Annotated in this window: 25 protein-coding genes; 14 read left to right on the forward strand and 11 right to left on the reverse strand. The window is 71.5% G+C overall.

The features are described from left to right. Positions 1-84: 84 nt before the first annotated feature. Complete coding sequence (phoU, locus tag AB0I60_RS09155; protein ID WP_360727116.1) at positions 85-750, forward strand: phosphate signaling complex protein PhoU; 666 nt, start codon at positions 85-87, stop codon at positions 748-750. Positions 751-855: 105 nt separating this feature from the next. Here phoU and AB0I60_RS09160 read toward each other — a convergent pair whose 3' ends face one another. The 10 genes from AB0I60_RS09160 to AB0I60_RS09205 form a co-directional block, all read right to left on the reverse strand. Beyond that, positions 856-1,653, reverse strand: a complete 798-nt coding sequence (locus AB0I60_RS09160) for an ESX secretion-associated protein EspG (protein ID WP_360727118.1) — start codon at positions 1,651-1,653, stop codon at positions 856-858. Next, complete coding sequence (locus tag AB0I60_RS09165; protein ID WP_360727119.1) at positions 1,650-3,203, reverse strand: hypothetical protein; 1,554 nt, start codon at positions 3,201-3,203, stop codon at positions 1,650-1,652. Before AB0I60_RS09165 ends, AB0I60_RS09160 begins: the two co-directional genes overlap by 4 nt. Positions 3,204-3,218: 15 nt before the next feature. Beyond that, complete coding sequence (locus tag AB0I60_RS09170) at positions 3,219-3,746, reverse strand: hypothetical protein (protein WP_360727121.1); 528 nt, start codon at positions 3,744-3,746, stop codon at positions 3,219-3,221. A gap of 40 nt (positions 3,747-3,786) precedes the next feature. Next, complete coding sequence (locus tag AB0I60_RS09175) at positions 3,787-4,188, reverse strand: hypothetical protein (RefSeq protein WP_360727122.1); 402 nt, start codon at positions 4,186-4,188, stop codon at positions 3,787-3,789. A gap of 204 nt (positions 4,189-4,392) precedes the next feature. Continuing rightward, entirely contained in the window at positions 4,393-5,169 is a 777-nt protein-coding gene (gene pstB, locus AB0I60_RS09180; protein WP_360727124.1) for a phosphate ABC transporter ATP-binding protein PstB, read from the reverse strand. Between the two features lie 10 nt (positions 5,170-5,179). After that, the gene (gene pstA, locus AB0I60_RS09185; protein WP_360727125.1) at positions 5,180-6,094 is read right to left on the reverse strand and encodes a phosphate ABC transporter permease PstA; all 915 of its coding nucleotides are present in this window, start codon (positions 6,092-6,094) and stop codon (positions 5,180-5,182) included. Beyond that, positions 6,091-7,149 carry a phosphate ABC transporter permease subunit PstC gene (pstC, locus tag AB0I60_RS09190; RefSeq protein ID WP_360727126.1) on the reverse strand — a complete coding sequence of 353 codons (1,059 nt, stop codon included), beginning with the start codon at positions 7,147-7,149 and terminating at the stop codon, positions 6,091-6,093. Before pstC ends, pstA begins: the two co-directional genes overlap by 4 nt. A 32-nt stretch (positions 7,150-7,181) precedes the next feature. After that, positions 7,182-8,300, reverse strand: coding sequence for a phosphate ABC transporter substrate-binding protein PstS (pstS, locus tag AB0I60_RS09195; RefSeq protein ID WP_360727128.1), 1,119 nt, complete (start codon positions 8,298-8,300; stop codon positions 7,182-7,184). A gap of 195 nt (positions 8,301-8,495) precedes the next feature. Beyond that, positions 8,496-9,350 (reverse strand): mycothiol synthase, encoded by an 855-nt coding sequence (mshD, locus tag AB0I60_RS09200; RefSeq protein WP_360728498.1) that lies wholly within the window; start codon positions 9,348-9,350, stop codon positions 8,496-8,498. 33 nt (positions 9,351-9,383) lie between these two features. Next, positions 9,384-10,151 carry a response regulator transcription factor gene (locus AB0I60_RS09205; RefSeq protein WP_360727130.1) on the reverse strand — a complete coding sequence of 256 codons (768 nt, stop codon included), beginning with the start codon at positions 10,149-10,151 and terminating at the stop codon, positions 9,384-9,386. A 205-nt stretch (positions 10,152-10,356) separates the two neighbouring features. On the opposite strand from AB0I60_RS09205, the gene AB0I60_RS09210 reads away from it, so the two are divergent. The 11 genes from AB0I60_RS09210 (at position 10,357) to AB0I60_RS09260 (ending at position 19,415) form a co-directional block, all read left to right on the forward strand. After that, positions 10,357-11,061 carry an alpha/beta fold hydrolase gene (locus tag AB0I60_RS09210; protein ID WP_360727132.1) on the forward strand — a complete coding sequence of 235 codons (705 nt, stop codon included), beginning with the start codon at positions 10,357-10,359 and terminating at the stop codon, positions 11,059-11,061. Then, positions 11,058-11,864: a DUF2993 domain-containing protein gene (locus AB0I60_RS09215; protein ID WP_360727133.1), complete on the forward strand. Its 807-nt coding sequence runs from the start codon at positions 11,058-11,060 to the stop codon at positions 11,862-11,864. The genes AB0I60_RS09210 and AB0I60_RS09215 overlap by 4 nt, the downstream gene beginning before the upstream one ends. Positions 11,865-11,868: 4 nt before the next feature. Then, entirely contained in the window at positions 11,869-12,303 is a 435-nt protein-coding gene (locus AB0I60_RS09220) for a thioredoxin family protein (protein WP_360727135.1), read from the forward strand. A gap of 66 nt (positions 12,304-12,369) precedes the next feature. Beyond that, a complete protein-coding gene (locus AB0I60_RS09225) occupies positions 12,370-12,447 on the forward strand; it encodes a putative leader peptide (protein ID WP_360728500.1) in 78 nt (25 codons plus the stop codon). A gap of 105 nt (positions 12,448-12,552) precedes the next feature. Beyond that, entirely contained in the window at positions 12,553-12,990 is a 438-nt protein-coding gene (locus AB0I60_RS09230; protein WP_360727136.1) for a DUF4395 domain-containing protein, read from the forward strand. Between the two features lie 31 nt (positions 12,991-13,021). Then, the gene (locus tag AB0I60_RS09235) at positions 13,022-13,867 is read left to right on the forward strand and encodes a sulfurtransferase (RefSeq protein ID WP_360727138.1); all 846 of its coding nucleotides are present in this window, start codon (positions 13,022-13,024) and stop codon (positions 13,865-13,867) included. Continuing rightward, a complete protein-coding gene (locus AB0I60_RS09240; protein ID WP_360727140.1) occupies positions 13,867-14,166 on the forward strand; it encodes a DUF1416 domain-containing protein in 300 nt (99 codons plus the stop codon). The genes AB0I60_RS09235 and AB0I60_RS09240 overlap by 1 nt, the downstream gene beginning before the upstream one ends. Positions 14,167-14,419: 253 nt before the next feature. Further along, on the forward strand, positions 14,420-15,037 hold the full coding sequence (locus tag AB0I60_RS09245; protein ID WP_360728502.1) for an FABP family protein: 618 nt from the start codon (positions 14,420-14,422) through the stop codon (positions 15,035-15,037). A gap of 190 nt (positions 15,038-15,227) precedes the next feature. Beyond that, positions 15,228-15,833: a 5-oxoprolinase subunit PxpB gene (pxpB, locus tag AB0I60_RS09250; RefSeq protein ID WP_360727142.1), complete on the forward strand. Its 606-nt coding sequence runs from the start codon at positions 15,228-15,230 to the stop codon at positions 15,831-15,833. 77 nt (positions 15,834-15,910) lie between these two features. Beyond that, complete coding sequence (locus tag AB0I60_RS09255) at positions 15,911-16,753, forward strand: biotin-dependent carboxyltransferase family protein (protein ID WP_360728505.1); 843 nt, start codon at positions 15,911-15,913, stop codon at positions 16,751-16,753. A 109-nt stretch (positions 16,754-16,862) separates the two neighbouring features. Further along, the gene (locus tag AB0I60_RS09260) at positions 16,863-19,415 is read left to right on the forward strand and encodes a glycosyl hydrolase family 18 protein (protein WP_360727144.1); all 2,553 of its coding nucleotides are present in this window, start codon (positions 16,863-16,865) and stop codon (positions 19,413-19,415) included. 94 nt (positions 19,416-19,509) lie between these two features. Here the strand turns inward: AB0I60_RS09260 and AB0I60_RS09265 are convergent, their stop codons facing one another. Next, entirely contained in the window at positions 19,510-20,352 is an 843-nt protein-coding gene (locus AB0I60_RS09265) for an aminodeoxychorismate lyase (protein ID WP_360727146.1), read from the reverse strand. A gap of 88 nt (positions 20,353-20,440) precedes the next feature. On the opposite strand from AB0I60_RS09265, the gene AB0I60_RS09270 reads away from it, so the two are divergent. After that, positions 20,441-20,821 (forward strand): transcriptional repressor, encoded by a 381-nt coding sequence (locus tag AB0I60_RS09270; protein WP_360728508.1) that lies wholly within the window; start codon positions 20,441-20,443, stop codon positions 20,819-20,821. Further along, complete coding sequence (locus AB0I60_RS09275) at positions 20,818-21,909, forward strand: folate-binding protein (protein ID WP_360727148.1); 1,092 nt, start codon at positions 20,818-20,820, stop codon at positions 21,907-21,909. The genes AB0I60_RS09270 and AB0I60_RS09275 overlap by 4 nt, the downstream gene beginning before the upstream one ends.

Here is a 21,909-nt window from a genome sequence, read left to right on the forward strand (position 1 = left end):
GGTAGACCATCTGGACGTCTTGGGTTCACCACGGGTTAACCGGGGTAGGTCGCTACGGCGACAACCTGCACGTACGCTGCTCACATGCGTGAGGCCTACCACGACCAGCTCGGACAACTCGCCGACCAGCTCGCCGACATGTGCGCGATGGCCGGTGTCGCCATGGAGCGCGCGACCGCCGCGCTGCTGCAGGCCGACCTCGGCTTGGCCGAGCAGGTGATCGGCGACGACGTCAAGATCGACGACGTCCGCGCCAGCATCGAGGAGCAGTCGTACGCGCTGCTCGCGCTCCAGGCGCCGGTCGCCACCGACCTGCGCATCGTGCTCGCGGTGATCCACGCCGCGGAGAGCGTCGAGCGCATGGGCGACCTGGCGCTGCACGTCGCCAAGGCCGCGCGCCGCAGGCACCCCAACCACGTGCTGTCGGACACCGTCGAGCCGTACTTCGCCGAGATGGGCCGCATCGCGGTCGAGCTGGCGCGCGAGGCCACCGACATCATCCGCACGCAGGACGTCGAGCGCGCGCGTTCGCTGGAGGACGCGGACGACGCGATGGACGACCTGCACCGGCACCTGTTCACGGTGATCATGGACAAGGAGTGGCCGCACGGCGTGCCGTCGGCCGTGGACACCACGCTGCTGGGCCGCTTCTACGAGCGCTTCGCCGACCACGCGGTGTCGGTGGCCAAGCGGACCGTCTTCGTCGTCACCGGCCGGATGCCCGGCTACGGCGACGACCTCGCCGACTGAGCGCCGGCGACCGAGCCACCACGGAGAAGTCGACCCCGACCGGGATTCCGGGCGGGGTCGACTCGTGTCCGTGCCACTTCCCGAGCGCTGGGTCCGCTCGCGGCGTCAGTTCAGCAGGGCGTTGAGCTCCTGGGCCAGTTGGGCGGCGATGCGCGCGTTGTCGGCGGGGGCGTGGGTGAGCCACTTCTGGCCGTCCTGCCCCAGCCTGGTCTGCGACATGTAGCGGCCCTGGTCGTTGTCGAACCAGGCCACCTGCGGGGCGCGCTGCTCGCGGCCGTGCCGCCCGCGCACCGTGACACCGAACTGACCGGCGCGCAGGCGTGGCCGCTCGAAGGTCGCTTCCAGCGCGCGGACCTGCGAGGTCGCCGTGGACCTCGGGGCCATGGCGCTGGTGAACGTCGCGCTGCCGAAGTCCTCGTCGCGGCGCGGCGGGGGCGGCGGGGCGGACGACGGCACCGGCACCGTCAGCGACTGCCCGGGACCGGGCCGGGACTGCGGGATCAGGTCGACCACCGTGCGCAGCAGCGTGGACGACCGCAGGGTGTCGACCTTCATCTGGCGGTCGTCCAGGACCGCGACGACCGCCAGTTCACCCTTCGCCCCGGCGCGGGCGAGGAGTTGCCGCTCCACGTTCTTCGGGTCCAGCGACGCGATGGCGTTGAGCGAGAAGTCGAAGCGCACCAACAGGTTCAGCGCCTCCTCGACCTCGGGCGAGACCCGGCCGCGCCGGGCCAGGCCCCGGGACTCCAGGTCGTTGTAGACGGCGTTGCGGATGCCGCGCCGCTCGTCGAACGTCTGGCCGAGGTAGGGGAAGTCGAACGGGTAGGGCCGGCTGCCGAGCTTGAGGTCTTCCCAGAGCATGTCGGCAGCCGCGTGCGAGAGGGCGAACGAGAACACCGTCACCCGCCGATGACCGGGGGTGCGACCATCGTGCCGTCACCGAACACGTCCTCGGTCTCCACCAGGTAGGACGCGGCCTTGTGCTCCTTGTCCTCCTCGCCCTGACCACCGTGCCCGGCTCCGCCCATGCCGCCCATGCCGGCGGCACCACCGCGACCGGCCGCACCCGCGCCGCCGCCGAGGCCACCCGCGCCGCCACCGGACGGCCCGAAGCCGCCCGCGCCCGCGCGTCCGGCCTCGCCGAGCACGCCCGCGCCGCCACCGGGACCGAAGCCACCGCCGCGACCGGCCGCCGCCATGCCGCCGGGGATGCCGCCCAGGCCGCCGGCACCACGCCCACCGCCGCCGCCACCACCGGGTCCACCGCCACCGGGGATTCCGCCTCGGCCGCCGCCACCGCCACCGCCTCCGCCGGGGATGCCGGGGATGCCGGGCCGCGGGTTCGGGCCGGGGATGCCGGGCGGTCGGTTGCCACCGCCGCCTCCGCCACCACCGCCCCCGGGGCCGGGGATCCAGCCGCCCCCGCCACCACCACCGCCGCCCCCGCCACCACCGGGGCCGGGGATGCCGCCGCCACCGCCTCCGCCGCCACCACCGCCGGGCGTCCAGCCGGACTGGTTGGTGTTGCCACCGCCGTTGCCGCCCGTGCCACCGCCCGGACCGGGGATGCCGGTGACACCCGTGCCACCGGTGCCGCCGGGACCGTCCGGAATGGACGGACGACCAGGCGTGCCGGGGTCGTTGGGCTTGCCGGGCTGGCTCGGGTCACCGCCGCCGGAACCCTCCATGGGCGGCGGCGGCGAGAACGCGGGCATGGTGGAGCCGGACTCCTGGAACGAGGTCGACATGTTCGTCATGACCTCGGCGGCGCGCTCGTGCGCCTGCTGCTTCTCCTCGAACTTCTGCTCGATCTTGTCGATCGTCGCCGCCCACTTGAACGGGTTCGGCTCGGAGAAGAACATCTTGTAGGCGTCGGCCGTGCTGAACTTGACCGGTTCCGGCATGTTCGTCTTGGCCGTCTCGGCGGCCTGGCTCTGCTCGTAGAGCTTGTTGCCGGTCAGCTGCGCGCCCTGCGCCGCGTCGCCCGACCACGTGGCCATGTTCGTGAAGTAGCCCTGCGCGGACTGCGCGGCGTTGCCCTGCCACGCGCCCTTGCTCGCCTCGGTCGCCTTGCTCAGGTTGTTCTGCAGGTCGACCAGCGTGTTGCCGATCTTGGTCCACGCCTCGCCCTGCTCGTTGGCCGTGCCGGGTGCCATGTTGTCGGTGACCATGGCCTTGAGCTCCTCGTGCGAGCGCCCCATGTAGAAGGAGCCCGACGGCGTCATCGGCGGCCGGTAGTTCTCGACCACCTTCTCGAGCTCTTTTTCCTGGTTGGCCTGGTTCGCGGCCGACTTGGTCTTGTAGTCGACGTAGGCGAACAGGTTGGGGACCAGGTTGGCGAACCCGGGGTCCGCGGCGACCTTCTTCTGGTACTCGTCGCGCAGCTCCGCCTCGGTCTGCCCGGCGTAGACGACCTTGGTCGCGTTGGGATTCTGCGAGTTCGGCGGTGCCACGGCTCTCCTCCTGACTTACTTGGGCAGCTTCGGTTCGACAGCGGTGGCCAGCTTGTTGGCCGCTTCGCACGCTTCCGCGGACGATGCCGTGGCCGCCGCGAAGAAATCGACCCTCGACTTCGGGGTGATCTCGACCGCGTAGACGCAGTCGGTGGTCGTCAGCACCGCCTCGACGTGCTTGGCCTTGCGAGCGCCGACCTGGACGTCGGACGGCTTCGCATTGGGACCGAGGACGACATCACCGAGGCCCAGCGTGGGGAAGACCTTGATCGACACGATCGTGGTCGTCTCGCCCCAGCGCGCCTGGCAGTCCTGCGTGCCCTGCTTCTCGATGCGGGTCAGGGCGAACTGGCTCGCTACCGCGTTCAACTGGGCACACGGGTCGAAATCGGCCAACTCGTCCCCGCCCGAGGAGGACGATGTGCTGGTCGGCTCCGAGGCGGATCCGGTCGTCGTGGCCGGCCCCCGGGTCGCCGTCGGGTCACCAGGCGTCTCGGTCGTGCAGCCCGCGACCACCAAGCCGCCCACCACGATCGGCAGCACCCAACGAACCACTGGATTCCTGGTCAACTGCATCCCCGTCTCAGTATTTCTTGAGGCTGTTCGCGGCAGCGTCGTCGACTTCGCGGTAGTTCTCGACCGCCTTGCGAAGGGCGGCCTTGGCGTCCAGCAGCGCTGTCTTCAGCTGCTCGATGGCGGGCACGATCCCGGTGGTGCCACCGCCGCCGTTCGCGCTCTCCGCGTTGTACCGGCTCATCGCCTGCGCATCCGGGCTGGTGCCGAGCTGGGTCTGCTGCTGGAGCTTGTAGAGCTGGCTGTTCAGGCCGTTGATCTCCAGCTCGGCGTTCTCGATGGCCTTGATGTAAGCCTCTGCGCCGGACTGCTTGATGGCGAACGAGCCCGACTCGGCGGCCTGCTTGAGGCCCTGCATGTTGGCCGTCATGGCGCGCATGGACTGCGCGCTCCACGCTCCCTCTGGCGGCACCACTACCCCCTGCGATCACGCGATTCCTGTTGAGCACGGTACCGCGCACGTCAGATCATGTCTTGACTATGACGAGGCCCGGACGGGCGTGGTTCCGGGGTGGTACCCGTAAGGAGCACTGGACCACTCGCCCGGGTGATGAGGGCCACATGGACGAAGGGGCCCTCCCGCCGTGGCGGGAGGGCCCCTCGGAGGTCTTCCTGGTCAGCCGAAGCGGCCCGAGATGTAGTCCTCGGTCGCCTTCTGGCTGGGGTTGGAGAAGATCTTCTCCGTGTCGTCCACCTCGATCAGCCGGCCGGGCTGGCCGACGCCGAGCAGGTTGAAGAACGCCGTCTGGTCGCTGACCCGGGCAGCCTGCTGCATGTTGTGGGTCACGATGACGATCGTGTACTCCTTCTTCAGCTCGGTGATCAGGTCCTCGATCGCCAGCGTGGAGATCGGGTCCAGGGCCGAGCACGGCTCGTCCATCAGCAGCACGTCGGGCTGCACGGCGATCGCCCGCGCGATGCACAGCCGCTGCTGCTGACCACCGGACAGGCCGCCGCCGGGGCGGTCGAGGCGGTCCTTGACCTCGTTCCACAGGTTCGCGCCGCGCAGCGAGCGCTCGGCGACCTCGTCGAGCTTCGACCGGCTGCGCTCGCCGGCCAGCTTGAGGCCCGCGACGACGTTGTCCCGGATCGACATGGTCGGGAACGGGTTCGGGCGCTGGAACACCATGCCGATGGTGCGCCGGACCTGCACGGGGTCGATGGTCGAGGCGTAGATGTCCTCGCCGTCGAGGAGGACCTTGCCCTCCACCCGCGCGCCGGTGGCCACCTCGTGCATCCGGTTCAACGACCGCAGCACGGTGGACTTGCCGCACCCGGACGGGCCGATGAACGCGGTCACGTTCTTCGGCGGCACGGCGAGGGAAACCCCGTCCACGGCGTGGAACTTGCCGTAGTACAGGTTGAGGTCCTTCACGTCGATGCGCTTGGCCATAACCGCCCGCTCACTTGGTCTTCGGGGCCAGCCACCGCGAGATCACGGTCGCCAGCAGGTTGAACAGGGTGATGATCAGCACCAGGGTGATCGCGGCACCCCAGATCCGCTCGAAACCCGCCTGCGTCGGGTTGTTGCGCTCGCTGGCCATCAGCAGCGGCAACGACGCCATCGGGCCGTCGAAGAGGTTGTAGTTGATGAACGGCGCGTACGCGGCCAGCACCAGCACCGGCGCGGTCTCGCCCATGACGCGGGCCAGGGCGAGCATGACGCCGGTCAGGATGCCGGACAGCGCCGTCGGGATCACGATCTTGACGATGGTCTTCCACTTGGGGATGCCCAGCGCGTAGGACGCCTCGCGCAGCTCGTCCGGCACGATCTTGAGCATCTCCTCGGTGGTCCGCACGATCACCGGCACCATGAGCAGCACCAGCGCGAGGGACACCGCGAAGCCGCTGCGGCCGAAGCCGAACGTGGTGATCCACAGCGTGTAGACGAACAGCGCGGCCACGATGGACGGCACACCGGTCAGGATGTCGACCATGAACGTGGTGGCCTTGGCCAGCCGCGAGCGACCGCCGTACTCGACCAGGTAGATCGACACGAACAGGCCGATCGGCACCGAGATCAGGCCGCACACCAGCGCCTGGACGAGCGTGCCGTAGATGGCGTGGTACGCGCCGCCGCCCTCCTGCCGGGCCAGCAGGCCGGACAGCGACTTCTGCCACCAGTCGCCGTCCAGGACGACCGGCAGGCCGCGCTGGACCACGGTCCACAGCACCCACACCAGGGGCACGATGGCGATGGCGAACGCGAGGTACACCAGCACCGTGGCGAAGCTGTTCTTGAACTTGCGCAGGCCGCTGACGCTCTGGAACGTCGGGGGCGTCGCCAGGCGGTTGAAGTCCGCCGTCTTGGTGGTCATTCGTACTCCTTGTGACCGGCGACGATGGACCGGGCGATGGCGTTGACCACGAAGGTCAGCGCGAACAGCACCAGGCCGGCGGCGATGTACGCGCCCGCGGACAGCGCGTCGTTGAACTCCGGCGCGGCCAGCGCGATCTTGGACGCGAAGGTCGCGCCGCCGTCGAACAGGCTCCAGCCGAACGCCTCGTTGGTGGCGCTCAGGATGATCATCAGGGCGATGGTCTCGCCGAGCGCGCGGCCGAGGCCGAGCATCGAGGCGCTGACGTAGCCGGCCTTGCCGAACGGCAGGACCGTGGTCCGCACGACCTCCCACTTGGTGGCGCCCAGCGCGATGGCGCCCTCGACGTGGGCGGGCGGGGTGCGGTCGAAGACCTCGCGGCTGACCGCCGTGATGATCGGCAGGATCATCACCGCGAGCACGATGCCGGCGGTGAAGATGGTGCCGCCGAGTTCGATGCTGACGTTGCCCTTGGCGAACAGCGGGATGAAGCCGAGCGAGCCGGTGAGCCACTCGCCGACGGGCGTGAGGACCGGCGCGAGCACCAGCAGGCCCCACAGGCCGTAGATGATCGACGGCACGGCGGAGAGCAGGTCGATCACGTACGCGAACGGCCGGGCGAGCTTGCGCGGCGCGTACTGGGTGAGGAACAGCGCGATGCCCAGGGCGATCGGCATGGCGATGAGCAGCGCGAAGGCGGAGGACACCACGGTGACCAGGAGCAGGTCGAGGATGCCGAACCGCAGGTTCTTGGTGTCGCCGGTGGCCCACTCGCGGCTGGTCAGGAAGTTGGCCTGGTCCAGGGCGAGCGACGGGACGGCCTGGATGAGCAGGAACAGGCCGATGGCCCCGATGAGGACCACGATGAAGATGCCCGAACCGGTGGCCAGGCCACGGAAGATCCGGTCACCCGGCCGGACGTGGGGTGCGTTCTGTTCGGCTTCCGCGGTCGGGGGAATCGGAGCCTCCGAGTCGGGTCGAGCGGCCGGAACGCCCTCTCGGGCACCGGTGTCACCGGTGCCCGAGGGGCGCTTGGCCACGATGCGGTCGTTCATCGCTTCAGCGTGGGCGGGAGGGTGCCGGCCGGTCAGGCGATCGCCTTGATGGCGGTCAGCACCTTCTCCTGGAACGCCTTGGGCAGCGGAGCGTAGCCCGCGTCCACGAGGCCCGCCTGGCCGTCGGTCGCCGCCACCGTCAGGAACGCCCGGATGGCCTTCGCGGTGTCGGCGTCGTAGCCCTTGGAGCAGACGATCTCGTAGGTGGCCAGCAGCAGCGGGTAGGAGCCCGCGGTGGTGGTGCCGTAGATCGAGTCGAGGTCGAGGACCAGGTCGTTGCCCTCGCCCTTGAGCTTCGCGCCGTCGATGGCCTTGCCGACGGTCTCGTTGGTCAGCTCCACCGCGCCCTGGCCGGCGTCGATCTTGGCGATGGACAGCTTGTTGTCCTGCGCGAACGACAGCTCGACGTAGGTCACCGCGCCGTCGACGGAGCCGGCGGCCTGCGCGACGCCGGCGGACTTCTCCTTGCCCTCGCCGACACCGCCCTTGAACTGCTTGCCGTCGCCCTGGGTCCACGCGCCCTTGGAGGCGATCTTCAGGTACTTCTGGAAGTTGTCCGTCGTGCCGGCCTCGTCGGACCGGTAGACGACCTTGATCTCCTTGTCCGGCAGGGTGGCACCGGAGTTCAGGCCGGCGATCGCCGGGTCGTTCCACTTCTTGACGGTGCCGTTGAAGATCTTGGCGGTCACCTCGCCGGTGAGCACCAGGTCCTTCACGCCCTCCAGCTTGTAGCCGATGGCGACCGGGCCGAAGACCAGCGGGAGGTGCCACGCCGGGCCGGTGGCGCAGCGCTTGGCGGCGGCCTCGACCTCGCCCTTGTCCTTGGACAGGGCCGAGTCGGAGCCGGCGAAGTCCACCTGGCCCGCGTTGAAGTTCTTCACGCCCGAGCCGGAGCCGGACGGGTTGTACGCCAGGTCCGCGCCGGCGCACTTCTGCTTGTACGCCTGGATGAACGTGTCGATCGCGTTCTTCTGCGCGGAGGAACCCTCTGCACTCAGCTTCGCCTTGCCGCCGCACTCGACGGACGGGCCGGACGCCGCGTTGGACGTGCCGCCCGTGCCGGGGGCGTTGTTGTCGCTGCCACATGCGGTGAGCAGAAGCGCACCGGCCGCGATCAGGCCGACGACGGCACCGTGCCGCTTGGTCTTCACCTGGGTCCTCCACCTAACGAAAGCGGAATTGACGCGACGGACCTCGCCGCTCGGGACGGACGGTAGGCAGCGAGGGTGGACAAGCGCCCAGGAAAAGGTGAACGGGAGGTGAACTCCACACGGGAGGTGACCAGTCACACCGCCGATCGGGTGGTGGCGTGACCAGCGCGTTTGCATGGCGTGACAGGTTTGTCACTACTTGGCGTATTGGGCGTCCGAATCCCACCGGGTGAATCCCAACCGCTCGTACACGGCCAATGCCGCAGCGTTGTCGGATTCGACGTACAGCATCACTTCCCGGGTGCCCGACCGCCGCAGGTGCGCGAGCCCGGCCAGGGTCAGCGCCTTGCCCAGGCCACCGCCCTGTGCGTCCGGGTCGACGCCCACCACGTACACCTCACCGAGGTCGGGCGTGTGCGACTTGGTCCAGTGGAAGCCCAGCAGCCGGTCCTCGCCGTCCACGGCGAGCAGGAACCCCGCCGGGTCGAACCAGCGCTCCTGCTCCTTCTCCCGGACGTCCTCGATGCTCATCGCGCCCTGCTCGGGGTGCCAGGAGAACGCCCGGTGGTTCACGTAGACCACGGCGGCCTCGTCGCGGCCCGGCTCGAACGGGCGCAGCGCGACCCCGTCGGGCAGGGACGGCTCGGGCAGCGAGCCGTCCAGCGGGCGGCGCAGCCGCAGCAGCTCGCGGACCTTGCGGTAGCCCAGCCTCGCGGCCAGGGCCTGCGCGCCGGGGTGCCCGCCGTGCGCCCAGAAGCGCAGGGGCTCGGCCCGGCCGGCAGCGGCCTCCACCAGGGCGGTGCCCACGCCGAGGCGGCGGTGCCCGGGGTGGACGGCCAGCTCGGCGACCTTGTTGTCGTCGGCGTCGCCGAACAGGTCCAGGTGCAGGTAGCCCACCAGGGCGTCGCCGGAGCGCACCAGGAGGTGGTTGCTGCCCCGCGCGCCGGGCCGCAGCCTCAGCAGCACCTGCTCGCCCACGGCGGCCGCGCCGTCCTCGCGGGCGACCGCGTCGAGCAGGTCGGACACCTCGTGCGCCTGCCCGGTGGACAGCTCTTCGAACCACGTCGATTCCACACCGGGAAACTACCGGGTGGGCACCGCCGTGCCCCCGGTGCGGGCCGGCTGCGCCGCGCCGTCCGGCGACGCGTCGAGGGCGCCGGCCCGGCGGGCGCCCCCCGGTCGGGGCGGGCGGACGAGCTTGTAGCCCACGTTGCGCACGGTGCCGATCAGCGATTCGTGCTCGGGGCCCAGCTTGGCGCGCAGCCGCCGCACGTGGACGTCCACCGTCCGGGTGCCGCCGAAGAAGTCGTAGCCCCACACCTCCTGGAGCAGCTGCGCGCGGGTGAACACCCGGCCGGCGTGCTGCGCCAGGTACTTGAGCAGCTCGAACTCCTTGTAGGTCAGGTCGAGCGGGCGACCGCGCAGGCGGGCGGTGTAGGTGGCCTCGTCGATGACCAGCTCACCGAGCTGGAGGCAGCCGTCGCCGCCGGGGCGGTCCGCGCCGCGCCGGGACCGCACCAGCCGCAGCCGGGCGTCAACCTCGGCCGGGCCGGAGGTCGGCAGCAGGATGTCGTCCACGCTCCAGTCCGCGTTCACCGCGACCAGGCCGCCTTCCGCGACCACCGCGACCACGGGCACGTCGACGCCGCCGGCCTCCAGCAGCCGGCACAGGCCGCGCGCGCCGACCAGGTCCGCGCGGGCGTCCACCAGCACCAGGTCGTGCGGGCCGGCGTCGAGCAGGGCCGACACGTCGGGGCGCAGCGGGCGCACGTCGAGCGGGAGCAGCGCCAGCGCGGGGAGCACCGCCCCGGGGTCGGGGTCGGTGGTCAGCAGCAGCACGTCGATACTCATCGCGGCGCCCTCCTGTTCGGCCGGTGCCCGGTCATCGGACCGGGCAGCGCGAAGTACGGTGACCGGGCCCCGTTGCCTGCGGATGACGGAGACGATACCGGTGCGCACCACGAAAGACCCAGGTCAGGCGGACAGGGTCACAGTCGTCCCCCCGAACGCCACACCCGTCGCGGCGGTGGCGCGCGACGGCGTCACCCTGCACGGAGTGCACCTGACCCCGTCACCTGCGGTGACCGACCTGGCCTTCGTCGTGGGCCACGGCTTCACCAACCACGTCCGCAAGCCGTTCGTGTCGCGCGTGCTGACCCGCCTGGCCCGGCACGGCGGGGTGGTCGCGCTGGACTTCCGGGGCCACGGCCGGTCGGCGGGCCTGTCCTCGGTCGGCGACGACGAGGTGCACGACCTGGCGGCGGGGGTTTCGCTGGCCCGCTCCCACGGGTACCGACGCGTGGTGACCGTCGGGTTCTCCATGGGTGCGTCCATCGCGCTGCGGCACGCCGCGCTGCACCACGACCGGCCGGACGCGGTCGCGGCGGTGAGCAGCCCGTCCCGCTGGTGGGTGCGCGACACCGCGCCCATGCGCCGGGTGCACTGGCTGCTGGAGCAGCCGCACGGCCGGCTCGCGGCCCGCGCGCTGGGCGTCCGGCTGGGCCCGCCGTGGCGGACCACGCCGCCCAGCCCGCTGGAGGTCGTGCACCGGATCGCGCCGACGCCGCTGCTGATCGTGCACGGCGAGCAGGACCACTACTTCGGCCCGGCGCACGCGCGGGCGCTGCACCGGGCGGCGGGCGGCACGGGCACCCTGTGGGTGGAACCGGGTGTCCGCCACGCGGAGTCCGCGATGACCCCGGCTCTGGTAGACCGGATCGCGTCCTGGCTCGACCGCTCGACCGACGAGGGAACCCGATGACCGCCACGCCGACCACCCGCCGCCCGTCCCGGGGCCGCAAGCTGATCATCGCCGCGCTGGTGCTGGTGGGCCTGCTGGTCGCGGCCGACTACGGGCTGGCGGCGGCGGGTGAGTACCAGGTGGCGCAGCGGATGCGGGACAAGTTCCGGCTGGCCGACGACCCGACCGTGCGCATCCACGGCTTCCCGTTCACCTACCAGGCGCTGACCGGCGACTACCGGGACATCGAGATCACCGCGACCGGCGTGCCGGTGCGCGACTCGCTGCGCGACCTGGAGATCAGGGCGAACCTCTACCACACCCGGATCGGCCTGTCGGACCTGTTGTCGGGCAACACCCGCGACGCGCGCATCGACCAGGTCAGGGGCAGCGTCAAGATCAAGGCCCAGGACGTGAACCGGCTGGTCAACACGGTCACCCCGTTCACCGACATGGCGATCGAGCCGGACACCCGGCCGGAGGCGACGCCGACGCCCAAGCCCGCGAAGCCCGACCCGACCACGGCCGCCGTGAAGCTCAGCGGCAGCACCACGGTCGCCGGCCGCAAGATCCGGATCACCGCGTACGGCGCGGTCACCCTGGTCGCCGACGGCCAGGTGGCGGTGTCGGTGAACGACGTCGAGCTGGACGACACCTCGCTGGCCGGCCTGGCGGAGGTGCTGGGCGTCGTGCGGCAGGCGTTGAGCGTGACCATCGACCCCGGCGGGCTGCCGTTCACCGTCACGCCGACCGCCATCACGGTGGAGAGCGGGGCGCTGACCGTCGAGGGCACCATCGACGACATCCCGCTGGACGAGGGCTGAGCACGTGGTCGGGGCGTGGGCGCTGCTCGGCGCCGTCGCGGTGGCCGTCCTGGCGGGCGTGCTGCTGCGCGCGCGGGAGGGCCGCGTCCGGACCGCGCGGGAGGGGACGACGACCGTGGAGCTGCCCGGACCGGTGCGCGACCTGCTCGACCCGGCCACCCCGGTGACGCTGGTGCAGCTCTCCACGACGTTCTGCGCGCCGTGCCGGCACACCCGCGTGCTGCTGGCCGACCTCGCGGAGCGCACGGAGGGACTGCGGCACGTCGACCTGGACGTGACGAACCTGCCCGAGGTGGCCGCCGCGCTGGGCGTGCTGCGCACCCCGACGACCCTCGCGCTGGGCCCCGACGGGGTCGAGCTGCTGCGGGTCGGCGGCGTGCCGAAACGGGATGTTCTCGTTGCGGCCCTGCGCCACTACCTACCTCGACCGATCGGGTGAACCTGGGAACTCCCACGTTGTGGACGCCACTCCCGACAGGAGGAACCAGCGGCTACCCTCGTCGCCATGGACACGCTGCTGACCAAGCGACTCGCGGTTGACCTCTGCCGCGTCCGCAGCAGCCTGTGTCGCGCGGTGAGCTGACCGGGCGGGTCCCCCCGGGCGGTGCCACGCCTTGACCGGCGTGCGCGACTGCCCTAACACCGCCTGAGGACGGACTGCCCGTCATGTCACCGTCAGGAGGTCGCCGTGCCGAGAGATGCCCCCGTGGACCCGCGAGGTCCCCGGTTCAGCGCCATGATCACCAGTGCCGTGCTCGCGGTCGTGCTGCTGACCGGCTCGTGGCGGTTGCTCGCGGCGCAGACCGCGCTGTTCGGCCTCTGCGCGTTCGTCTCGCTCAAGCTCAACCCGTGGGGGCACGTCTACCGGTTCGCCGTCCAGCCCCGGCTCGTCCCGACGCGGGAGCGCGAGGAAGCCGCCCCGCTGCGGTTCGCGCAGGGCGTCGGGTTCGTCTTCGCCCTGGTGGGGACCATCGGGTACGCCTCCGGTCTCACCGCGCTCGGAGTGGTCGCCACGTCCGCCGCGCTGGTCGCCGCGCTGCTCAACGCCGCGCTCGGCCTGTGCCTGGGCTGCGAGATGTTCCTGCTCCTGCGCCGCTACGCCCCAGCCCTCGCCCGCCCCCAGTAAGACCGAGAAACAAGAAACAGGAGCAGCTCCGATGAGCCGTGAAGACGTCCTGGTCTCCGCCGCCTGGTCCGAGGAGAACCTCAACACGCCCGGCGTGGTGTTCGTGGAGGTGGACGAGGACACCACCGCGTACGAGGGCGGCCACATCCCCGGCGCCGTGCGGGTGGACTGGAGGACCGAGCTCCAGGACCAGGTCCGCCGCGACTTCGTGGACCGCGCGGGCTTCGAGAAGCTGCTGTCCGCCAAGGGCATCTCCAACGACGACACCGTCGTCCTCTACGGCGGCAACAACAACTGGTTCGCGGCGTACGCGTACTGGTACTTCAAGCTCTACGGCCACACCTCCGTGAAGCTGCTCGACGGTGGCCGCAAGAAGTGGGAGCTCGACGGCCGCCCGCTGGACAAGGAGACCGTCACCCGCGCGGCGACGGACTACAAGGCGCAGGAGCAGGACCACTCGATCCGCGCCTTCCGCGACGAGGTCGTGGAGGCCATCGGCAACAAGAACCTGGTCGACGTGCGCTCGCCCGACGAGTTCTCCGGCAAGCTGCTCGCCCCGGCGCACCTGCCGCAGGAGCAGGCGCAGCGCGGCGGCCACATCCCGTCCGCGATCAACGTGCCGTGGAGCAAGGCGGCCAACGAGGACGGCACCTTCAAGTCCGACGCCGAGCTGGCCGAGATCTACGGCGAGGCCGGGTTCGACGGCTCCCGCAAGACGATCGCGTACTGCCGCATCGGCGAGCGCTCGTCGCACACCTGGTTCGCGCTGCACGAGCTGCTCGGGCACGACGACGTGAAGAACTACGACGGTTCCTGGACCGAGTACGGCTCGCTGGTCGGCGTGCCGGTGGAGCTCGGCAGCGGCAAGGAGGACTGATGAGCGACACCTGTGGTGCGCCGGTGCAGGGCGTGGACGTGGAGGTCGGTGCGGGCGAGGTCGTGCTGACCGGCAAGGTCAGCACGGCGGACGGCCCGGTGGGCGGCGCGTACGTGCGGCTGCTCGACGCGTCCGGCGAGTTCACCGCCGAGGTCGTGTCGTCGCCGGAGGGCGACTTCCGGTTCTACGCGGCCCCCGGCACGTGGACGATCCGCGCGCTGCACCGCTCGGGCAACGGCCAGGCGTCGGTGTCCGCCGACGGTCCGGGCGTGCACCCGGTGTCGGTCGCCGTGCAGTGACGGCCCGGGGGCGCACGGGCACGACCCGGCGCCACCCGTCGGACCCCCGGCGCGCACTGGCGCCGGGGGTCCCGCTTTTGTGTCGCGTTGCCCACCGCGACCGGGTCCGGCGCGAGCGCGGGCGATAAACTCGCGGGGTGGAACACTTCTTCACAGCCCTGATGGTCGTGGTGGCGCTGGCCGTGGTCTGGTTCGCCGGGTACGTGGTCTACCGGCTGTACTCCGACCAGCGCTGATGGCGGACAACGCACCCGTGCCGGGCAGCGGTGACGCGGCGGTGCGGGCCGCTGCCACGCGCGCCGAGACGACCGGCACCCGGAACCTGCCGCAGTTCGACGACCTGCCGGTCCCGGCGGACACCGCGAACCTGCGCGAGGGCCCGTCGCTGCACGACGCGTGCCTGGCGCTGCTGCCGCTGGTCGGGGTGTGGCGCGGCGAGGGCGAGGTCGTGTACCCGACCATCGACGGCCCGTACCGGTTCGGCCAGCAGGTCACGTTCGCGCACGACGGCCGCCCGTTCCTGTTCTACGAGGCCCGGTCGTGGCTGCTGGACGCCGAGGGAGCGGTGATCCGCCCGGCGGCCCGGGAGACCGGCTTCTGGCGGCCCCGGGCGGACGACACGATCGAGGTGCTGCTCACGCACAACACCGGGATCGTGGAGCTGTACTACGGCAAGCCGCGCAGCCAGACGTCGTGGGAGCTGGGCACCGACGCGGTGGTCCGGACGGCGTCCGCCAAGGACGTGACGGGGGCGCAGCGGCTCTACGGGATCGTCAACGGCGGCGACCTCGCGTACGTCGAGGAGCGCGCGATGGTGGGCCAACCGCTCCAGCCGCACACGTCGGCGCACCTCAAGCGCGTGGTCGGCTGACCCGACCGACGTCCGCCGGCCGGTCCGCCCCGCACGAGCCGGTCGGCTCTCGCGTTGTCCGGCCGCCGTCTGCACGAGCCCGCCGGGCCGGCGTGAGCCGGTTGCCGCTCGACCGGTCCGGTTGCGGTGAGCGGACGATTCTCGGATAGGATTGTTCAACAATCCAACTTGAGGACATATCCTGGGATACATGCGGCTGCGGCGTTGCGGTACCGACGCGGTGCTGGTCGAGGTCGACTCGGCCGGCGAGGTGGAGGCGGTGCGCGCGGCGGTCCACGCCGCCGCGCTGCCCGAGGTGGTGGAGCTGGTGCCGGCGGCACGGACCGTGCTGGTGGCGACCCGGCCCGGTGGCCTGCCGGCCGTCCGGCGGGTGCTGGCCGCCGTGCGGCTGGGCGACCCGGTCGACGCGCCGGGCCGGGAGGTCGGGATACCGGTGGTCTACGACGGCCCGGACCTCGACCTGGTCGCGGCCACCGCCGGCCTCACCCCGGAGGAGGTGGTCCGGCTGCACACCGGGGCCGTCTACACGGTGGCGTTCTGCGGGTTCGCGCCCGGCTTCGGCTACCTGACCGGGCTGCCCGAGCCGCTGCGCCAACCGCGCCTGGACTCGCCGCGCACGAGCGTCCCGGCGGGCTCGGTCGGCGTGGCGGGCGAGTACACCGCCGCCTACCCCCGGTCCACGCCCGGCGGCTGGCGGCTGATCGGCCGCACCGACGCCCCGCTGTTCGACCCGGACCGGGACCGGCCGGCCCTGCTCTCGCCCGGCGACCGGGTGCGCTTCCGGGCGGTCCGGTGACCGCTCTCGACCGGCGGACCGGGCGACCGGACGGCGCCCTCGCAGACGGCGGTCGGCCGGGCGGGCGGTCGGTGACCGTGCTGCGCACCGGGCCCCAAGCGCTGGTGCAGGACCTCGGCCGACCAGGGCACGCGCACCTCGGCGTCCCCCCGTCCGGCGCGCTCGACCGGCCGTCGCTGCGCCTGGCGAACCGGCTGGTCGGCAACCCCGAGGACGCCGCCGGCCTGGAGCTGCTGCTCGGCGGGCTGGTGCTGCGCGCGAACGCGTCGTGCACCGTCGCGGTCACCGGTCCCGGCGCGGACGTCCTGGTCGGCGGGCGGCTCCGCGACTCCCCCGCGCACCTGCGCCCCGGTGACGAACTGGCCGTCGGCACCCCGCGCGACGGCCTGCGCTGCTACCTCGCGGTCTCCGGCGGCATCACCGTCCCGGCCGTGCTGGGCAGCCGCGCGACCGACGTGCTCTCCGGTCTCGGCCCGGCCCCGCTGCGCCCCGGTGACGAGCTGCCGCTCGGCGTGCCGACGGGGGTGCCGACCGGGGCGGACGTGCTGCCGCCGCTCGGCGTGCCGGGCGAGCTGGTCGTGCCGGTCGTGCTCGGTCCCCGCGACGACTGGTTCGACGACCCGGCCGGCCGGCTCCACCTCGGCCGGTGGTCCGCGTCCGAGCGGAGCAACCGGGTCGGGCTGCGCCTCGACGGCACGGCGCTGCCCCGGACGGCCGCCCACCGGGGGCGTGAACTGCCCAGCGAGGGGTTGGTGACCGGGGCGGTGCAGGTGCCCCCGGACGGCCGACCTGTGGTGTTCCTGGCCGACCACCCGACGACCGGCGGCTACCCGGTGGTCGGCGTGGTGCCGCCGGACGCGCTGCCCCTGCTCGGCCAGGCGCGACCGGGTACCCGGGTCCGCTTCCACCCACACGGCTGAACGGACGCAATTGGTCTAGACCCATTGTCAATCAGGTGGTGACGACCTAGTTTCAGACTTGGCCGCCGTGGTTCTCGACTGTCCCTGTCAATCGAGAGGCACAACCCTGATGCGCCGACTAGCCATCGCGCTGGTGGCACTAGCCGCCACCGCCACCTTCGCCACGCCGGCAACCGCCGCGGCGGGCCTGACCGCCACGTTCAGCAGAACGGGCACCACGGGCAAGTTCGTGGTCGCCAACACGACTACGGCCGCCGTCTCCGGCTGGTCGATCAAGTTCGACGTGCCCGCCGGCGTGACGGTGAGCGGTGCGCAGAACGCGACCACCACCCAGAACGGCACCAAGGTCACCCTCACCCCCGCCTACTACATCAGCACCATCCAGGCGGGCCGCAACACCGACCCGTTCAGCCCGACGTTCACGCTCAGCTCGGCGGTCGACCCGACCTCGTGCACGCTCAACGGCGCGAACTGCGACGGCACCGGTCCCGAACCGCCGCCGCCCGCACCGGTCACTGCCGACTTCACCCTGAGCGGGAACACCGGGAAGTTCGTGGTGGCCAACAACACCACCACGACGCTGTCCGAGTGGTCGATCACGTTCACGCTGCCCGCCGGCGTCACCGCGAGCAACGGCAACAACGCGACGGTCACCCAGACCGGCAACTCGGTCACCGTGGTCCCGGTGCACTACAACAAGTCGGTCGGTCCCAAGAAGACGACCGAGCCGTACAGCCCGACGTTCACGCTCAGCCGCGCGGTGGAACCCCTCACCTGCCGGATCAACAACGCGAACTGCGACGGCTCGCCGGACGTCCCGCCGACCGTCCCGGGCGACCTGCGCTCCCCGGTGAAGACCACGAAGTCCGTGTCGTTGCAGTGGAACGCGTCCACCGCGGGTTCGCTGCCGGTCGCCGGCTACGACGTCTACAACGGGACCGCGCTGGCCACCACGGTCACCGGCACCAGTGCCACGGTCACCGGCCTCACCCCGAACACGGCGTACTCGTTCACGGTGAAGGCCAAGGACACCAAGGGCACCCAGTCCGGGGCCAGCAACGCCATCAGCGTCACCACGAACAACCCGGCCGACGACACCCAGCCGCCGAGCACGCCGGGCAACCTGCGCAGCACCGGGAAGGACGCGGGCAGCGTCACGCTCGCGTGGGACGCGGCCACCGACAACAACAAGGTCGCCAACTACGACGTCTACCAGGGCTCCACGGTCCGCGCCACGGTCACCGAGACCACGGCGAAGATCGACGGCCTGTCGCCGTCCACCGAGTACACGTTCCAGGTGAAGGCGCGGGACATCTACGACAACGAGTCCGGCCTGAGCAGCGCCGTCAAGGTGACCACTTCGGACATCGTCGGCGGATACGCGAAGGTGGGCTACTTCGTCCAGTGGGGCATCTACGGCCGCCAGTTCTTCGTGAAGAACCTGGACACCAACGGCGCGGCGGCGAAGCTGACGCACATCAACTACGCGTTCGGCAACATCGACCCGGTCAACAAGACCTGCCTGCACGGCGTCACCAAGGGCACCTCGGCCGACCCGCAGGACCCCAACCAGGGTGACGGCGCGGGCGACGCGGAAGCCGACTACAGCCGGCCGTTCAGCTCGGCGCAGTCGGTCGACGGCGTCGCGGACACCGGCTGGGAGCCGCTGCGCGGCAACTACAACCAGCTCAAGAAGCTCAAGGCGAAGCACCCGCACCTCAAGGTGCTGATCTCGCTGGGCGGCTGGACGTACTCGAAGTACTTCTCCGACGTCGCGGCCACGGACGCGGCGCGCAAGAAGTTCGTCGCGTCGTGCATCGACATCTACCTGAAGGGCAACCTGCCGACCTACAACGCGGCGGGCGGTCCGGGCACGGCGGCCGGCATCTTCGACGGCATCGACCTCGACTGGGAGTGGCCCGGCGCGGAAGGCCACGCCGGCAACCACATCAGCCCGGACGACAAGCGGAACAACACCCTCCTGATCGAGGAGTTCCGCAAGCAGATGGACGAGCTGACCAAGACGTCCGGCAGGCGCTACCAGCTCACCGCGTTCACCCCGGCCGACCGGGGCAAGATCGAGGCCGGCTGGGAGCTGGGCCGGGTGGCGCAGTCCATGGACATCTTCAACGTCCAGGGCTACGACTTCCACGGCTCGGGCAGCGACAACTCGTGGGAGCCCAACCGCACCGGCCACCAGGGCAACCTGTACCCGGACAAGGACGACCCGTACCCGTTCCACTTCAGCGTCGAGGACACGGTGAACGCCTACCTCGAAGCCGGCGTGCACCCGCGCAAGATCACCGTGGGCCTGGCGTTCTACGGCCGGGGCTGGCAGGGCGTCCAGGACGGCGGGAAGAAGGGCGAGTGGCAGTCGGCGACCGGCGCGGCACCGGGCCAGTTCGCCGAGGAGGCCGGCACGCGCGGGTACTCCAACCTGCTGGCCAGCGTGCCGAACTGCACGGTGGTCCACGACGAACCGGCCGTGGCGACGTCGTGCTTCACCGGCAACGGCGGCCAGTGGTGGACGTTCGACGACACGTGGTCGATCCAGAAGAAGACCGCGTGGATGAAGCAGCGCGGCCTGCTCGGCGCGATGATCTGGGAGATGTCGGGTGACACCGGCACCCTGATGAGCGCCGTGGACAACGGCCTGAAGTAAGACGCCCCAGGCCGGGAAAGCCGGCTTGAGGTGGTTCGACAGGAACGCGGTCCCCACAACGGGGACCGCGTTTTCACATGCGGAGGAGGTGTGTCTAGTACTCGGATTCGTACAGAGCGACCAGTTCTGCGTGCAGGTCGGTCGAGTCCGGCAGCGGTTTGCCGTCGAGGGTGTGCACGCGGGTGATCAGACGGACGCTCGACACGAGGAACACGCCGTCCGCCACGTACAGGTCGTCCACCGCGACCGGTTCGACCTTGACCGTCCAACCCTCACGCTCGGCGGCCCGGAACAGCGCGGCCTGCGTCGTGCCCGGCAGGATGCCCAAGGTCGCCGGCGGGGTGACCAGTTCCCGGCCCCGGACCACGACCAGCGTCGACGTGGGGCCTTCCAGCACCGAGCCCGCCGGCGTGGTGAACACGACCTCCGCCGCGCCGCGCCGCTCGGCCTCGCGCAGGCCCGCCATGTTGATCGCGTACGACAACGACTTCGCGCCCAGCAGCAGCCAGGGCGCGCGCTCGGCCAGACCGGGTTCGACGCCCCGGTCCAGGGCGACGGCGGCCAGGCCGTCGGCCCGCTGGCCCGCGACCTTCGCCGGGATGTCCGTGCCCAGGGCGAAGCCGGTCGGGGTGCCGTCGCCGCCCTCGACGCCCCGGGTGTACACCAGCTTGAGGGCGATCTCCCGGCCGCCCGTCCAGTTGTCCAGCACCAGGTCGACCGTCCGCTCGAACGCGGCGCGGTCCGGTTCGGGCAGGTCCAGCATCGCCGCGGAGCGGGCCAGGCGGTCCAGGTGCGGACCCAGTTCGCGGGGTTTCCCGTCCACGACGAGGACGGTTTCGAAGACGCCGTCGCCGCGCAGCAGGCCGAGGTCGTCCACGCGGATCTGCGGGGCATCGGGATCGGCGAGGGTTCCGTCAAGTAGAGCGAGCACACGCATACCGTGAGACTACTCACGGCCTACCATCGGTTGCGTGGACACCGCCGGCGGCCCGAAAGCCCTGCGCAAGACGCTGCACGACCGTGGGATGCGGATGACGCCGCAGCGCCAACTGGTGCTGGACGCGGTGCGCGAGCTGGCGCACGCGACCCCTGAGCAGATCTGCCGGAGGGTGCAGGTCACCGCGCCCACGGTCAACGTCACGACGGTCTACCGGACCCTCGACCTGCTGGAGCGGCTGGGCCTGGTCCGGCACACCCACCTCGGTCACGGGGCACCCACCTACTCGGTGGACGAGCACGAGCACGTGCACCTGGTGTGCCACCGGTGCGGGCGGGTGGACGAGGTGCCGTGCGAGCTGCTGTCCCCGCTGGGCGGAACACTCCGGGGCGAGTTCGGGTTCGAACTGGATGCCAGCCACCTCGCGCTGTCCGGCACCTGCCGGGACTGCCTGAAGGAGAACCCGTGACCTCACCGCTGCTCACCGTGCCGGGCGCCGTCGCGCCGTTCGAGGGCTCGCCGGACCAGGGCGTGCCCTGGCACTTCGGCGACCCGTTCGCGGAGCAGCGGTCGGCGGCCCGGTCGGTCGCGGTGTTCGACCGGTCCCACCGGGCCGTGCTCGCGGTGACCGGCGACGACCGGCTGGCCTGGCTGCACTCGCTGACCAGCCAGCACTTCGAGGCCCTCGGCGAGGACCGGGGCAGCGAGGCGCTGGTGCTCGACGTCCAGGGCCGGGTGGAGCACCACGCGGTGGTGGCGAACGTCGGCGGCACCGTCTACCTCGACACCGAGGCCGCGACGGCGGGCGCGCTGCTGGCGTACCTGACCAAGATGGTGTTCTGGTCGAAGGTCGAGCCGCGCGACGCCACGTCCGAGCTGGCCGTGCTGACCGTCGTCGGGCCCGCCCTGCCGGAGCTGCTGGCCGAGGTGGGCGTGCCGCTGCCCGAGCGGCTGGGTGTCGCGGCGCTGCCCGGCGGCGGGTTCGCGCGGCGGATGCCGTGGCCGGGCCAGGACGCCGTCGACCTGGTCGTGCCGCGCGGGTCGCTGACCGCCCGGTGGGCGGAGCTGACCGGCGCGGGCGCGCGCCCGGCGGGCAGCTGGGCGTTCGAGGCGCTGCGGGTCGAGGCGCTGCGGCCCCGGCTGGGCGTGGACACCGACGAGAGGACCATCCCGCACGAGGTGAACTGGATCGGCGCGGCGGTGCACCTGGACAAGGGCTGCTACCGGGGCCAGGAGACGGTCTCGAAGGTGCACAACGTCGGCCGGCCGCCCCGGCGGATGCTGCTGCTGCACCTCGACGGCACCCGCGAGGTCCAGCCGGAGACCGGCGACCCGGTGGTGGTCGGCGAGCGGCCGGTGGGCCGGGTCGGGTCGGTCGCGCTGCACCACGAGCTGGGCCCGATCGCGTTGGCGCTGGTCAAGCGCTCGGTGCCGGTGGAGACCGAACTGCTGGTCGGCGCGGAGGACCGGGTCGTGCAGGCGTCCGTGGACCCCGACTCGGTGCCGCCGGACACGCCGGGCCTGGGCCGGGAGGCCGCCCGCAACCTCGGGCGCTGA

Origin of the sequence: Actinosynnema sp. NPDC050436, assembly GCF_040655415.1 — a bacterium.
Taxonomy (GTDB): domain Bacteria; phylum Actinomycetota; class Actinomycetes; order Mycobacteriales; family Pseudonocardiaceae; genus Actinosynnema.

Coding starts and splice junctions, on each gene's coding strand:
- phoU (WP_360727116.1), top strand. CDS start 85: ATGCGTGAGGCCTACCACGACCAGCTCGGACAACTCGCCGACCAGCTC.
- pstB (WP_360727124.1), bottom strand. CDS start 5,169: ATGGCCAAGCGCATCGACGTGAAGGACCTCAACCTGTACTACGGCAAG.
- pstA (WP_360727125.1), bottom strand. CDS start 6,094: ATGACCACCAAGACGGCGGACTTCAACCGCCTGGCGACGCCCCCGACG.
- pstC (WP_360727126.1), bottom strand. CDS start 7,149: ATGAACGACCGCATCGTGGCCAAGCGCCCCTCGGGCACCGGTGACACC.
- AB0I60_RS09205 (WP_360727130.1), bottom strand. CDS start 10,151: ATGAGTATCGACGTGCTGCTGCTGACCACCGACCCCGACCCCGGGGCG.
- AB0I60_RS09215 (WP_360727133.1), top strand. CDS start 11,058: ATGACCGCCACGCCGACCACCCGCCGCCCGTCCCGGGGCCGCAAGCTG.
- AB0I60_RS09225 (WP_360728500.1), top strand. CDS start 12,370: ATGGACACGCTGCTGACCAAGCGACTCGCGGTTGACCTCTGCCGCGTC.
- AB0I60_RS09235 (WP_360727138.1), top strand. CDS start 13,022: ATGAGCCGTGAAGACGTCCTGGTCTCCGCCGCCTGGTCCGAGGAGAAC.
- AB0I60_RS09240 (WP_360727140.1), top strand. CDS start 13,867: ATGAGCGACACCTGTGGTGCGCCGGTGCAGGGCGTGGACGTGGAGGTC.
- pxpB (WP_360727142.1), top strand. CDS start 15,228: ATGCGGCTGCGGCGTTGCGGTACCGACGCGGTGCTGGTCGAGGTCGAC.
- AB0I60_RS09260 (WP_360727144.1), top strand. CDS start 16,863: ATGCGCCGACTAGCCATCGCGCTGGTGGCACTAGCCGCCACCGCCACC.
- AB0I60_RS09265 (WP_360727146.1), bottom strand. CDS start 20,352: ATGCGTGTGCTCGCTCTACTTGACGGAACCCTCGCCGATCCCGATGCC.
- AB0I60_RS09270 (WP_360728508.1), top strand. CDS start 20,441: ATGCGGATGACGCCGCAGCGCCAACTGGTGCTGGACGCGGTGCGCGAG.